Origin of the sequence: Corallococcus sp. CA053C (genome assembly GCF_003611675.1) — a bacterium.
Lineage (GTDB): Bacteria > Myxococcota > Myxococcia > Myxococcales > Myxococcaceae > Corallococcus.
Genome location: NZ_RAWA01000269.1, coordinates 1 through 13,489, shown reverse-complemented (window position 1 = coordinate 13,489; position 13,489 = coordinate 1). Strand labels below are relative to the sequence as shown.

Here is a 13,489-nt window from a genome sequence, read left to right as displayed (position 1 = left end):
GGCCAGCGCCACCCCTTCCGTGAGCGGCACGCCCGCCGACAGCGCCGCCGCCAGCACCGCGATGACGGTGTCACCCGCGCCGGTGACGTCCAGGACGGCGCTCGCGGTCGCGGGCAGGTGCAGCGCTGGGTGGCCGTCGCGCACGAGCGTCATGCCCTCCGCGCCGCGCGTGACGAGCAGGGCCCCCAGTGACAGCTCCCGCACCAGGCCCAGTCCCCGGGCGACCAGCACCGCGTCATCCGCGCAGGGGCCCACCACCGCTTCGAATTCGCTCCGGTTGGGGACGAGCACCGTGGCCCCCGCGTAGCGTGAGAAGTCACGGCCCTTCGGAGCGACCAGGACGGGGCAGGCCGCCGCGCGGGCCGCCTGGATGAAGCGCTGGGGCTCCCGCAGCGTCCCCTTGCCGTAGTCGGACAACACGACGGCGCCCGCGTCCGCGAGCAGCGGGACGAACAGTTCGAGCAGGCGCCCGTCGTGGCACCCCGGCAGGCCGTCCTCGAAGTCCAGGCGGATCAACTGCTGACGGGCGCCCAGCACCCGCAGCTTGGTGATGGTGCGCACGCCCGGGGTCCGCGAGAGCCGGGTGCGCACCCGGGCCTCCGCGAGCTTCTCGCCCAGCGCGTCGGCGGCGGCGTCCTCCCCGGTGACGCCCAGCACGGTGGCCTGGGCCCCCAGCGCCGCGACGTTCACCGCGACGTTGGCGGCCCCACCCGCGCGGCACTCGTCCCGCTCCACGAGCACCACCGGCACCGGCGCCTCCGGCGACAGCCGTGACGCCGAGCCATGCCAGTAGCGGTCCACCATCACATCCCCCGCCACCAGCACGCGGGCCGACGCCAGCGACTCCAGCCGCGACACGAGCGCGTGCCCCGGGGGCAGCAGGTCCCCTGTCCAGGTGCCGCTCACGACAGGCCTCCCGCGAGCGCGGTGGCGAAGGCCGCGCGGCCCTGCTGGAAGCGCGGCAGGTACACGTCCCGAAGGAAGGCGCGCGTGCCGGGCAGGTCGTCACCGGGCGCCGGGGCCTGCTGGAAGGAGCCGTCGGCGGCGAAGTACTCGGGGACGAGCGGCGTCCCCTCTTGAAACCCCGCGGCCCGGAGCGCTTCGGTCAGACGGCGGTTGCAGGTGGAGATGCGGTCGCGGATGAGCTCCGGCCAGTGCCGCCACAGCGGCAGCTCATTCCAGAGCGGGCGCAGGCGCTCCGACAGCGCCAGCAGGTGTTCGGCATGCGGATGGAACGCCGCGAGCTTCCGGTAGCCCTCCTCGCGCGTGGCGCCTTCGTCGACGATGCCCTGGAGCAGGCCCCGGTAGAAGCCGAACAGGTCCTCGAAGTTGTCGCAGTCCTTGAGGACGAACGGATCCACGGTGTCCGCCTTGAGCCGGGCCCGGACGTCGAAGAAGGCGGAGGCGAAGTCGCTGGCGTGGTCCTGGCGCAGCCCCTCACCGGGCCGCAGCGTGCCCCGCCGGCGCTTGAGGCCGTAGCGCAGCGTGCCCAGACAGGAGAGCGCCCGGGAGCTGGCCAGCGCCCTCCATGCCGTCCGCAGGAACACGTCCATGTAGACGCTGGAGTCCTTCGCGCCGCGCAGGTCATCCAGGCGGGACAGGCCGCGCAGGCCCTCGCGCGTGAAGACGAGCAGGTTCGGATCCTTCACGTCGTACGCCGTCGGCGCGCCCGGCCCATCCCGGGTGATGAGCGTCTCGTAGTAGTTGCCGGAGAACAGCTCCGGCGTGCCGTCCGGGAACACCCGCTGCTTCGCCCCCACGTTGAGGACCAGCTCGTGCGGCCCGACGTCCGGCTCCATCAGCCAGGGGAAGACGTCGTAGGCGAGGACGATGTCCCCCGCGCACCACACGAGCGCGTCCCCCTCCCGAGCGCCCAGCGGCTCCGCGGCGCTCCGCACGGAGTGGAAGAACGAGAGGCGCGCCCGGTCCTCCGGGACGAACAGCAGCTGCCCGGGCGCGTCGAGGATGCGCGCTTCGAGGAGGTAGTCGCGCATCACCTCCACCACCCGGCCCACCTCGGCGGAGCCATAGACGCTGACCTGAACGCCGCAGGTGGCGAAGTGGAGGATGGGAAACGCGATGACGGGAAGCGTGTCGAGCACCGGGTAGAGGAACTTCAAGTCATCGACGCCGCCCTCCACGGTCCGCTCCATGCGCGTCGCCGCGAGGCGCACGGGGCTGCGGAGCGTGAGGCCCTGCTGCTGAGCGCGCATCCGTTGGTGGGCCACGACGCGCTTCTCGACGACGCACGCCAGCGCGGCATCCCGCGAAGGGAACAGCTCGTGGCTCGCGGAGATGGCGACGTGGCGCGCGGGCCGCGGGGCCCCCTGTCGGCTCGCGGGCGGCGCGCGCCCTTCAGCGCGAGTCGGCTTCAGCGTCGTCTGCGAGTGCATGGCACACATCCAGGAGGTGGGAACCCCGCGACCACCGGGGCCAGCCTCCCCACGCATGAGCAACCCCGGTGCCATCCGATGGGCCGCTCACGAAAACGTCTGCTTCCGCGCACTTGGGGTTTACGACGCCGCGCGTGCACCGGGGCGGCGTCATGTCGCGACGCACCTGCGTCTTGCGAAGACGCAGCGTCCACGCCAGCCGCCGACGCTCAGCTCACGTCGTGCGTTTGGAGTTGAGCCAGCCCTCTCGCGTCAGCAGCGCCATGACGCGGGAGCGCACGTCCTCGCGAATCCCTCGCACGCGCTCCACCGGCTTGCCCTTGGGGTCCTCCAGGGGCCAGTCATCCCGCTTCAGCCCCGGCACGTAGGGGCACGCGTCACCGCAGCCCATGGTGATGAGCCATTGCGCTCCCTGGGCCAGCTCGTCCGTGAGGCGTTGGGGCTTCGCGCCCGACAGGTCGATGCCCACCTCCGACATGGCGGCGAGCACCTCCGGATGGACGCGCTCACCGGGCTGCGTGCCCGCGGACACGGCGCGTGCCTTGTCGGGGTGCACCAGCGCATTGAAGAACGCCGCCGCCATCTGCGAGCGGCCGGCGTTGTGGACGCAGGCGAAGATGACCGTGTTCATCCGCTCAGCCGGCACGGGGCTGGAACTCCAGCGCTTCGCGCAGCACCGGGTAGGTGTCCTCGGACGCGGTGCAGCCCATGAAGGTGTCCAGGTGGCCGCAGCCCGGCAGCACGTGGCGCCGGTAGTAGCGGTCCCCGTTCGCCTCGCGCAGCCACGCGTAGGTGCGCTCCGTGGACGTGGGCAGGTAGGTGCGGTTCTTCTCACCGGCGATGAACGTGATGGGGCGCTTGAAGGGCGCCGGATCCAGGTAGTCCGGCGGCCGGGCCTGGCCGTAGCGCTGGAGGTTGCCCGCGCGGCCGTGGTCGTAGCGCACCGCGTGCCCGGCCCTCGCCATCTGCGCCAGGTGGCGGAACGTCGTCATGTTGCAGCGGCCGAACTGCTCCTCCAGCCGCGCGTGCGTCTCCCGGTTGAGCCGCGCGTGCCGGTACAGCGGCCCGTACATGAACGACAGCCGGTGGCACACGGGGCTGTCGCACTCCATGCGCAGGAAGCTGGAGACCTTGCTGAAGGCCAGCTGGAACAGCGGCGTGCGCGACGCCTCGTCCGGCGTGAGCGAGTCCAGCCCCACGTCCAGCAGCTCCGCCACCCGCAGCATCGACTTGACGCGCGTGGCCTTCGGCACGTCGTGGTGCAGCGCCACCTGCGAGGCCACCACGCTGCGCACGTCCGGCAGGTGCCCAGCCGCGAGTGACATGAAGAACGCCGCCGAACCCGCGCAGTGCACCACCGCCTGCACCGACTCCGCGCCGGTGATTTCCCGCACACGCCGCACCGCCGCCGGCATGTCGTGGTCCGCCGCGTCGTCCAGCGAGAACTGGCGCAGGGGCAGCTGCACGCTGGCGCGCCAGTCCAGCAGCCACGTGTCGTAGCCGTGGCGCACCAGGTACTGCACGAAGTTCTCCTTCAGCGTGGGCAGCATGAACATGCCGCTCCACACGCCCGCGCCGTGCACCAGCAGCACCGGCCCCTTCGTGCCGCCCACGTAGCGGGTGAGTCGCAAGGGGACGCCGTCCCCCGCGAGGAAGTCGTATTTCTCCACCCCCGGGAGACCGCCCCGCGTCACGTCCTGGGAGAATGCTCGTTGCTCAGAAGCCATGGGCCACCGCCTCCGCGATGCGCTCGGACACCGCGCTGATGGTCATCACCGGATGGAAACCAATCGACGTGGGGATGACGGAGCCATCCGCCACGAACAGGCCGGGGTAGTTGAACACCTCACCCTGCGGGGACACGACGCCGCGCTCGGGCGACTCCGCCACGTGCGCCCCGCCCAGCGAGTGCACCGTGAAGGGCTTGCGGAACAGCTCCCACGTGACGAGCGGCGCGAAGGTGCCGCCGTACTGCGACGCCAGCTCCCGCATCGCGGCCGTCATCCGCGCCACCAGCTCCGCGTTCTCGCCCGCGTAGTCCCACTCCACGTCCAGGTGGTCGCCCTTGAGCCCCATGCGCCCGTTGGCGTTGTCCTGGCCAATGGCGAACAGGTTGCTGGAGCGCGCCGGGTCCACCGCGTTGCTCAACGGCTTGCTGAACAGCCCCTTCGCGAAGGCGGCGTGCACGAGCGGGCCCAGCTTCGTCCACAGCGGCGCGGCGAGGCCTCCCAGCAGGCCCAGCTTCGGCTGCCCCATGCCCGCGAGCACCGTCGTCGCGGGCTTGTTGAAGGTGGCCGTCACCAGCGTGAAGCGCGGGGCCGCGTCGAAGAACTTCATCACCGTGGCCACGTCCGGGCCCACCCACGGGAGGATCTCTTCACGGCTGCCCTGCAGCGAGCCCAGGAAGTCGCCGTTGCCGGAGTACCCGTGCCCCAGCCGGTCGCTCAACAGCGGCAGCGTGCGCGCCCGGTCGCGGCTCCGCAGCAGGATCTCCACCGTGCCCAGCGCCCCGGCGGACAGCACCACGCGCGAGCCCTCCACGGACGCCTTCGCGCCGGTGGCGAGGTCCTGGTAGTGCACCCGGTAGCCGCCCGCGACGCGCTGCACGTGGGACACCGACAGGCCCGGCCACACCGTGGCGCCCAGCGCCTCCGCGCGCGCCAGGTAGGTGAGGTCCAGGGTGTTCTTCGCGCCGTGCTGGCAGCCGAACTCGCACTCCGCGCAGAGCTGGCACACCTTGCGGCCCGGCCCTGAAGGCCGGGTCCAGGACACGGCCTCCGTCGGGTCGAACGTGGGCCGGCCCATGCGGCCCGCGGCCTTCAGGAACAGGTCGCGCTTGCGCAGGGGGATGGACGCGGGGAACGGCGAGACGTCCAGCTCGCGCGCGACCTTGTCGTAGTACGGCTCCAGCGCCTCGCGGGTGAAGCCCTTGGGCCAGCGCGGGTGGTCGAAGACGACGGGGTCCGGCCGCACGTGCACGTTGGCGTAGATGAGCGAGCCGCCGCCCACGCCGCTCGCCGTCACCGTGCCGATGCCGGACAGGAAGCGCACGTCGAAGAGGCCCTTCGCCTGGGGCCGGGACGGCTGGCGCCAGAACACCTCGTCCGCGCGCGTGACGTCGCGGGGGAACTGGCCGGGGGCATAGCGCCGGCCGCGCTCCAGCACCGCCACGGACCTGCCCGCCTGCGCGAGCCTGAGCGCGGTGATGGAACCCCCGAAGCCGGAGCCCACCACCACCACGTCGTAACGCGTCGCCATCCCCACGATGTGCCGTCCTCCCTAGTCGAACTTCGCGCGGGCGAAGACGTCCCAGAGCGTCCCCATGAACATGCCGCCAAACCGCCGCATCGCGTCCGCCCGCTTCAGCGCGGACGCCGTGCCCGTCACCGAGAACGTGGTGAGCTGCTGGAGGAAGTCCGGCAGGTGCAGGCGGATGATGCCGCTGGACACCACGGGCGCGGACCGTTCCGTGCCGCGGCGCACCACGGTGTAGAGCGTGGACGTGTCGCTCCACACGTCGAAGCCCGCGTCGTCGCGGACCTCCTTGTAGCCATCCAGCAGGTACGCCTGGCCGTCCATGCCGGTGAAGGGCAGCAGGTACAGCATGCGCCGCTGGTAGAAGCGCTCCGCGTCCACGAAGAGGTTGAAGACGCCGTTCTCCACCGCCGAGCCGCCGGGCGGCGTGAGGCCGTGCACGTGGACGGTGCCCTGCGCGATACCGCCGTGCGACTCCTGCGCGAGGAAGCGGTCCAGGTTGGGCAGCGTGATGGTGATGACGAACTCCGCCACGTGGCCCGCGCGCTGGCCCGCTCGCGCCGCCCCGGCGAAGTCCTCCGAGGGCAGGTACGCCGGCTGGACGAAACCCTTCATCCGCTCCGTGAAGCGCAGCCCCACCACCGGCGTGGGCGACGCCACCGTGCCCCCGGGCGGAATCACCACCGCGCCCAGCGGATCCGTCCCCGGCACCACGGGCGGGTGCGGCGGCTCCTCCACCACCGGCATCATCCGCATGCCCACCCGCCCGGGCTCCATCGGCGCCGTGCGAGGGGGCCTGGACGGGGCCCGCTCCGGGGCCATCCAGTGCGGGGCGTCCTGCACCTTGCGGATGACCCGCTCCACGTTGCGCTCGGCCACGGCCGCGATGCTGGAGGACGGGTTCACGCCGATGCCCACCGGCAGCGCCGCGCCGTCGAACACGTACAGGCCGGGGTAGCCGTGCACCTCCCCTTCCGGGGTGAGGACGCCGTAGGCCACTTCTTCCGCCATCGTGCAGCCGCCCAGGTTGTGCACGGACACCGGCAGGTGCAGCCGCTCCCACAGCGGGTTGTAGGCGGCGCGCGTGCCCAGCGCCCGGGCCACGTCCTCGCAGAGCTGTTCCTGCGTGCGGTACAGCGGCAGGTTCGCGGGCACGTCCCACTGCACCTGCAGTTCGCGCGTGAGGGGCGACAGCGTCAGCCGGCCGTTGGCCTTGTCGCGGCCCATGGCCAGGAACACCGCCTGGAAGCGGCCGCGCTCGTTCTCCACGGCGGCCAGGTCCTGGGTGCGCAGGCGCAGCGCCTTCACCAGCTCGCGCTGCAAGAGGTCCGCGGGCAGGCTGAGCGCGTGGTCCGGATCCAGGGCGAGCATCAGCCCCGCCGCCTGCGCCGGGTGGCCGCCCTCCTGGAAGAGGAACCAGGTCTTGTCCTTCCCCGTCCCCTCCTCCACCACCATGCCGGTGGTGATAGTGGGGCCCACGGACGGGTCCCACGGCTCCTTCGTGTCGAACGCGAACGCGAGGAAGTCCCCGTTGGCCGAGTAGTGCGAGCCCAGCCGCGCGCTCAGGTCCGGCAGCGTGCCCAGGACGTCGCGGTTGCGCAGCAGCAGCTCCGTGGTGTTCACCGCGCCCGCGCAGAGGAAGACGCGGCGCGCGTCCACGGTGCGCTGCATGCCGGCGGCCGCGTGGTCGGTGAAGGTGACGCGGTAGCCCGGCGACAGCGGCTCGATGCGCGTCACTTCCGCCTGCGTGGACACCTCCGCGCCCTGCTGTTCGGCGACGGCCAGGTAGTTCAGGTCGAGCGTGTTCTTCGCGCGGACGTTGCAGCCGATGTCGCACTCGCCGCAGTAGTTGCAGCCCTCCTGCTCCACGCCGAACTTGTTGCGCAGGGGCTCGCCCGCGGGGGCGAAGCGCACGGCGAGGTTCGGGTGGAAGAACTGAGCCTCGCGGCCCAGCTTCTTCGCCACCTCCTGCATGCGCTTCGTCTTCGGCGGCAGGCCGCGCGCGGAGGCGGTGATGGGCTGCACGTCCAGCATGTGCGCGACCAGGTCGTAGTACGGATCCAACGTCGGGCGGCTGTAGCCCTCCGGCCACCCCGACGCGAAGACCTCCGCCGGAGGCCGCAGGTGCACGTTGGCGTAGATGAGCGAGCCGCCGCCGTACCCCGCGGACTGCACGATGCTCATCCCCTTGAGCAGCTTGATGTCGAAGAGGCCCTGCCGGTGCTGCCACAGCCAGCCCTGGGTCGGATCCTCGAAGTCGCGAGGGAAGCTGCCCTTCGGGTAGCGCAGGCCGCGCTCGAGCACGCGCACGGAGAACCCTGCCTGCGCGAGCCGACAGGCCGTGACCGCGCCGCCAAACCCGGTGCCGATGACCAGGGCGTCGTATGCCGGTGCCATGTTCCCCCTCCGGGTGCGGTCCCCGGAAGCAGGGACCAGGAGCACGACCCGGGAGCGTCCTGAAAAGGACGTCCCGATCCTACAACGGGGCGGCGACTTTTCCTTGAGGCCCGCCATCCCGGCAGGTCGCTCTTTTCAGCTTGGGAGTCGCGCATTCCAGGAACAGCGCGGATCCGCGTGCTGTAGCAGGAGCGGGAGGTGCTTCCCGCGCGGGAAGTGGAGTGGCAGGCAGCCAGGCGGGGCCTCGCGAGGGCCTTGTCGTTTCGAAGGAGGGCGATGGCGGTGTGCGCGGTACCCTCCCCCGATGGCCGGCGCCCCCATGAGCACTCCAGGAGTTCCCGACCCAGCGACATCCCCCGCGCCCGTGGATCCGCTGGTGTCGATGCGGCTGGGGGAGTTCGTCATCGAGGAGCGCATCGGCGCGGGCGGGATGGGCGTGGTGTACCGCGCGGTGCATCCCGTCATCGGCAAGCAGGCGGCCGTCAAGGTGCTGCGGGCGGAGCTGATGTCGCCGGAGCAGGAGCAGCGGCTGCTGGTGGAGGCGAAGGCGGTGAACGCCATCCGGCACCCGGGCATCCTGGACATCTTCAACTGCGGCGCGCTGCCGGATGGGCGTCCGTATGTCGTGATGGAGCTGCTCCAGGGCCGGTCGTTGGAGGACGTGCTGCGCGTGCAGGGCCGGCTGGGCGTGGGGATGACGGTCTGGGTGTTGGATCAGCTCCTGTCGGCGCTCGCGGCGGCGCACCGGGCGGGTGTGGTGCACCGGGATTTGAAGCCAGAGAACGTGTTCCTGGTGGAGGTGCCGGACACGGCGCCGTCCCTCAAGCTGGTGGACTTCGGCATCGCGCAGGTGACGCAGGCGGCGGAGGAGCCGCCGCCGTCCGGAGCGAAGCGTCCTTCCGGAGTGAAGCGCCCGATGACGGGCACGCCGGAGTGCATGTCCCCGGAGCAGATCCGCGGAGGCCCGGTGGGTCCGGCGGCGGACCTCTACGCGGTGGGCATCCTCGCGTTCCAGATGCTGACCGGCGCGCGGCCCTTCCAGGGCGAGCACATGCAGGTGATGTTCGCGCAGGTGGAGCAGCCGCCGCCTCCGCCCTCCACGCGGGCGGAAGGCATTGGGCCCGGGCTGGATGCGCTGGTGCTCCAGTTGCTGGAGAAGGATCCCGCTCGGCGTCCGGCGTCTGCCCAGGTGGTGCGGCAACAGTTGCAACAGCTCGCACGGGAGCTGTCCCTGGAGGGACCGGAGGGAAGCATCCTGGCGTTCACGCCGCCGACCTTCGCGGTGCCTCCGCCTCCCGCCGTGTCACAGCCGATGCGCTGGGGCCGTGCGCCCATCGCGATGGCGGCGGTCGTGGCGCTGGGGCTGCTGGGCATGGGGACGGGCGTGATGACTTGGGCGCAAGAGGCGGAGCCGGATGCACCTGCGGCAGTGAAGGCTGCTTCGGACGCGGTTCCGGAAACGCTGCATCCGGTGGGGCCGCTCGACACGTGGGAGACGGTGCTGATCAGAAGCCGTGCTCCGGCGGTCCTGCGCCCGGCGGGTGGCCCCGACGCTGCGTTGGATCCCACCCAGTAGCTGTATGCCAAGGTATGGGTGGCGGTCCTTCCTGAAAAGTCGGAGCGCAAAGGTTGCAGTCAATGCCGACCTCGCGCCTCACGAGCCGCTCAAGACCTTCCGCCAGATCTGAACGAGCGTGAGAGGTTTTGTCGCTGGGCATGCAAGGGCATGGCTATGGTCAAGCGCCCGCACGGGCTTCCCGAATGAAAACCCACCGCCCTTCCAGTCCCGAAGGATCGGAGACCGCCACGATGAGGTCACCGTCCTCCGCGAGGTCTCGCTCTTCCAGCACTCCGCTCCCGGATCCCCTGATCTCCTCCCAGCTGGGAGATTTCGTCATCAAGGAGCGCATCGGTTCCGGAGGCATGGGCGTCGTCTATCGGGCCACGCACTCCCTCATTGGCAAACAGGCGGCCATCAAGGTGTTGCGGGCGGAGCTCGTGTCTCCGCAACTCTACGAACGGCTGTTGGTGGAGGCCCGTGCGGTCAACGCCATCCGCCATCCGGGAATCATCGACATCTTCGGATTCGGCACCCTCCCGGATGGACGGCCCTATGTCGTGATGGAGCTGCTGCAAGGGCGACCGCTCTCCGACTTCGTTCACGCGCAGACGCGGCTGGATGTGGCCACCACCCTCTGGGTGCTGGATCACATGCTGGCCGCGTTGGGAGCGGCACACCGGGCGGGCGTCGTGCACCGCGATTTGAAGCCGGCCAACGTGTTCCTCGTGGAGCTGCCGGGCACCGCGACCACGCTCAAGCTGGTCGACTTCGGCATCGCCAAGCTGCTGGAGTCGCGCGACAGCCCCACCACCGTCGACGGCACCATCCTGGGCACTCCGGAGTTCATGGCGCCGGAGCAGATCCGCGGAGGCATCGTGGGTCCGGCGACGGACCTCTACGCGGTGGGCATCATGACGTTCCAGATGCTCACGGGCGTGCGGCCGTTCCAGGGCGACCCGATGCAGGTGCTGTTCGCCCACATCGAGCAGCCACCGCCCCTGCCGTCCACGCGCGCGGAGGGCATTCCCCCGGAACTCGACACACTGGTGCTCCACCTGCTGGCGAAGGATCCCGCCCTGCGGCCAGCTTCCGCGGAGGCCGTACGTCAGCAACTCCGGCGCATCTCTTCGCTGCCGCTCCCGGGCTCTCTGCCGGTGCCCGTTCGCAGTGCGCGTCGCGCTCCGGCCCGTGCGCCCGTCAGCGCATCGCCGCACACGGAGAGTTTGAGCACCGTAAGCCTCGCTGCCTCACTGCGCACCGGAAGTCGCGGCTGGATGATTGGCGGCGCGGTGCTGCTCGCGGGGCTGGCGGGAGGAGTGTTGTGGCTGGGCCACTCGGCTTCGTCGACGGAAGTCACGCCCATCGCGAAAGAGAATCCATCCACGCCGCCTACCGATAAGGAAGCCCAGGCGGCCCAGGCGGCCCAGGCGGCCAAGGACGCTCAGGCCGCCAAGGACGCTCAGGCCGCCAAGGACGCTCAAGCGGCCAAGGACGCTCAGGCCGCCAAGGACGCTCAAGCGGCCAAGGACGCTCAGGCCGCCAAGGACGCTCAGGCCGCCAAGGACGCTCAGGCCGCCAAGGACGCTCAGGCCGCCAAGGACGCTCAGGCCGCCAAGGACGCTCAGGCCGCCAAGGACGCTCAGGCCGCCAAGGACGCTCAGGCCGCCAAGGACGCTCAGGCCGCCAAGGACGCTCAGGCCGCCAAGGACGCTCAGGCCGCCAAGGCAGCCAAGGACGCTCAGGCGGCCAAGGACGCTCAGGCCGCCAAGGCAGCCAAGGACGCTCAGGCGGCCAAGGACGCTCAGGCGGCCAAGGCGGCCAAGGCGGCCAAGGACGCTCAGGCGGCCAAGGACGCTCAGGCAGCCAAGGACGCTCAGGCGGCCAAGGACGCTCAGGCCGCCAAGGACGCTCAGGCGGCCAAGGCGGCCAAGGCGGCCCAGGCAGCCCAGGCAGCCCAGGCCGCCAAGGAAGCCCAGGTGGCCAAGGAGCCCACCGTTGCCGCGCCTCCGAGCACCGCGACACGCCCCGCGCGGCCAGGGCTTACCCGGAGCACTGACTCCGAGCGGCGCTTGGCGACGAGGCTGGATTCGCTCTACGACCAGCTCTTCGACCGAAGCCCTGGAGGGAATCCCCCAAAGGATCTTGTCGCTGGCCTGCTCCGGCACTACCAGTCCGCCGCTGCCGCGAGCAACGAATACGAGCGGGGGACGGTCCGAGATGCCCTCGGCAGGTGGGCAGAGGACTTCAATCGACGTCTGCCGCCTCCCGCGTCAGAGGTTGTCGCCGCGCCTCCGCCAATGCCCGCCAAACCACCACCACCATTCCCCGTCATCTCGAGGCCAGGGCCAGCCCTGCCTACCGCCACGCTGAAGGATGTACGGAGGGGCACCAAGGCGGAGCAGAAGCTGGCCCTGCGGCTGGAGCAGCTCACCGGAGAGTTTCAGGAACGAACCGGAGGCAATGACACGTCCGGCCTCGGCAAGCGGCTCCGCGAGTTCTATTACCTCGCAGCCCAGGAGCAGACGTCCGACGAACGCATGAAGCTGAACGTGCAGCTGGATGCGTGGCAGCAGCAGCTGAGGATGTACTTCCCCAAGTGATCAACGCGGGCGGGGGCTCGCGTTGCGTCGGAAGTCAGCCACGACCCTGGATGGGTCATCCCATCGGATCATCGCCGTCCGATGGAAGCGTTCTGTGTGAGGTTTGAATGCCCCGGGAACGCATGGCTATGTTCGGGGCCCCGCGCCCATGAAAAGCACTCGCTCCTCAGGAACCGTTACCGAGAAGTCCGTGCGTCCGGAGTCGCGGCCCGCCGCTCCCGTGGATCCTCTGCTGGGCATGCAACTGGGTGAGTTCGTCATCGAGGAGCGCATCGGTTCGGGCGGGATGGGCGTGGTGTACCGCGCCGTGCATCCCCTCATCGGCAAACAGGCGGCCATCAAGGTCTTGCGCCTGGAGCTCGTCTCCCCGCAGCTGGTGCAACGCCTGCTCGTGGAGGCCCGCGCGGTCAATGCCATCCGGCACCCAGGCATCATCGATATCTTTGGATTTGGCAGCCTTCCGGATGGGCGCCCCTACGTCATCATGGAGCTGCTGCAAGGGCGACCGCTCTCCGACTTCGTCCGCGCGAAGAGCCGGATGGACGTGGAGAGCGCGGTCTGGGTCCTGGATCAGATGCTGGCCGCGCTGGGCGCAGCGCATCGGGCGAGCGTGGTGCACCGCGACCTGAAGCCCGCGAACATCTTCGTGGTCGAATCGCCGGGGACTCCGACCGCCATCAAGCTGGTCGACTTCGGCATCGCCAAGCTGCTGGAGTCGCGAGAGAGCCCTCTCACCTCGGATGGCTCCATCCTGGGCACCCCGGACTTCATGGCGCCGGAGCAGATCCGCGGAGGCACCGTGGGTCCGGCGACGGACCTCTACGCAGTGGGCGTGATGCTGTTCCAGTTGCTCACGGGTGAGCGTCCGTTCCAGGGCGACTCCGTCCAGTTGATGTTCGCGCACCTGGATCAGTCACCGCCGATGCCTTCGTCGCGCGTCCCGGGCATCCCACCGGAGCTCGACACCCTGGTGCTCCACCTGCTGGCCAAGGACCCCTCCCTGCGGCCCGCTTCCGCGGAGGCGGTGCGGGAACAGCTGAAGCGCCTCCCGCTGCACGTGGTGCCCCACGCACCGGACATCACGAGGCGCGACGCAGCTCCCTCGCTACCGCCGACCACCACGGGCGCCGACACGTTCACTCCCGACACACTCGAGGCCCTCAAGGCCTTGCGGAGTCCGCGAGGATTCGGAGCGTGGGTGGCCGGGGCGCTGCTGCTCTTGAGCGTGGGCATCGCGGCGGTCTGGCCCAGGAACCCGGGCTTGGAGCCGCCCCCCCTTGATC

General features: G+C 70.6%; 9 protein-coding genes. 3 read left to right on the top strand and 6 right to left on the bottom strand.

From position 1 onward, the window contains the following. The 6 genes from D7V97_RS28850 to D7V97_RS28825 form a co-directional block, all read right to left on the bottom strand. Nucleotides 1-906 (bottom strand): PfkB family carbohydrate kinase (locus D7V97_RS28850; protein WP_199728977.1); only part of this gene is annotated, 906 nt, incomplete at its 3' end. Beyond that, nucleotides 903-2,393 (bottom strand): hypothetical protein, encoded by a 1,491-nt coding sequence (locus D7V97_RS28845; protein WP_120613854.1) that lies wholly within the window; start codon nucleotides 2,391-2,393, stop codon nucleotides 903-905. The genes D7V97_RS28845 and D7V97_RS28850, both read right to left, overlap by 4 nt. A gap of 214 nt (nucleotides 2,394-2,607) precedes the next feature. Next, nucleotides 2,608-3,039 (bottom strand): arsenate reductase ArsC, encoded by a 432-nt coding sequence (locus D7V97_RS28840; protein ID WP_304988519.1) that lies wholly within the window; start codon nucleotides 3,037-3,039, stop codon nucleotides 2,608-2,610. Next, nucleotides 3,029-4,120 carry an alpha/beta fold hydrolase gene (locus D7V97_RS28835; protein WP_120613852.1) on the bottom strand — a complete coding sequence of 364 codons (1,092 nt, stop codon included), beginning with the start codon at nucleotides 4,118-4,120 and terminating at the stop codon, nucleotides 3,029-3,031. Before D7V97_RS28835 ends, D7V97_RS28840 begins: the two co-directional genes overlap by 11 nt. Further along, nucleotides 4,110-5,651: an FAD-dependent oxidoreductase gene (locus tag D7V97_RS28830; RefSeq protein ID WP_199728976.1), complete on the bottom strand. Its 1,542-nt coding sequence runs from the start codon at nucleotides 5,649-5,651 to the stop codon at nucleotides 4,110-4,112. The genes D7V97_RS28835 and D7V97_RS28830 overlap by 11 nt, the downstream gene beginning before the upstream one ends. 21 nt (nucleotides 5,652-5,672) lie before the next feature. Next, nucleotides 5,673-8,045, bottom strand: coding sequence for a GMC family oxidoreductase N-terminal domain-containing protein (locus D7V97_RS28825; RefSeq protein WP_120613850.1), 2,373 nt, complete (start codon nucleotides 8,043-8,045; stop codon nucleotides 5,673-5,675). A 319-nt stretch (nucleotides 8,046-8,364) separates the two neighbouring features. On the opposite strand from D7V97_RS28825, the gene D7V97_RS28820 reads away from it, so the two are divergent. From D7V97_RS28820 to D7V97_RS28810, 3 genes are all read left to right on the top strand, one after another. Further along, nucleotides 8,365-9,621, top strand: a complete 1,257-nt coding sequence (locus D7V97_RS28820; protein WP_233583287.1) for a serine/threonine-protein kinase — start codon at nucleotides 8,365-8,367, stop codon at nucleotides 9,619-9,621. Nucleotides 9,622-9,761: 140 nt separating this feature from the next. Further along, on the top strand, nucleotides 9,762-12,206 hold the full coding sequence (locus tag D7V97_RS28815; RefSeq protein ID WP_233583286.1) for a serine/threonine-protein kinase: 2,445 nt from the start codon (nucleotides 9,762-9,764) through the stop codon (nucleotides 12,204-12,206). Between the two features lie 238 nt (nucleotides 12,207-12,444). After that, a partial coding sequence (locus tag D7V97_RS28810; RefSeq protein WP_233583285.1) for a serine/threonine-protein kinase occupies nucleotides 12,445-13,489 on the top strand: 1,045 nt, incomplete at its 3' end.

What these genes read in the sequence shown, in the direction of transcription:
- D7V97_RS28845 (WP_120613854.1), bottom strand. Translation starts at nt 2,393, where the DNA reads ATGCACTCGCAGACGACGCTGAAGCCGACTCGCGCTGAAGGGCGCGCG.
- D7V97_RS28835 (WP_120613852.1), bottom strand. Translation starts at nt 4,120, where the DNA reads ATGGCTTCTGAGCAACGAGCATTCTCCCAGGACGTGACGCGGGGCGGT.
- D7V97_RS28830 (WP_199728976.1), bottom strand. Translation starts at nt 5,651, where the DNA reads ATGGCGACGCGTTACGACGTGGTGGTGGTGGGCTCCGGCTTCGGGGGT.
- D7V97_RS28825 (WP_120613850.1), bottom strand. Translation starts at nt 8,045, where the DNA reads ATGGCACCGGCATACGACGCCCTGGTCATCGGCACCGGGTTTGGCGGC.
- D7V97_RS28820 (WP_233583287.1), top strand. Translation starts at nt 8,365, where the DNA reads ATGAGCACTCCAGGAGTTCCCGACCCAGCGACATCCCCCGCGCCCGTG.
- D7V97_RS28815 (WP_233583286.1), top strand. Translation starts at nt 9,762, where the DNA reads ATGCAAGGGCATGGCTATGGTCAAGCGCCCGCACGGGCTTCCCGAATG.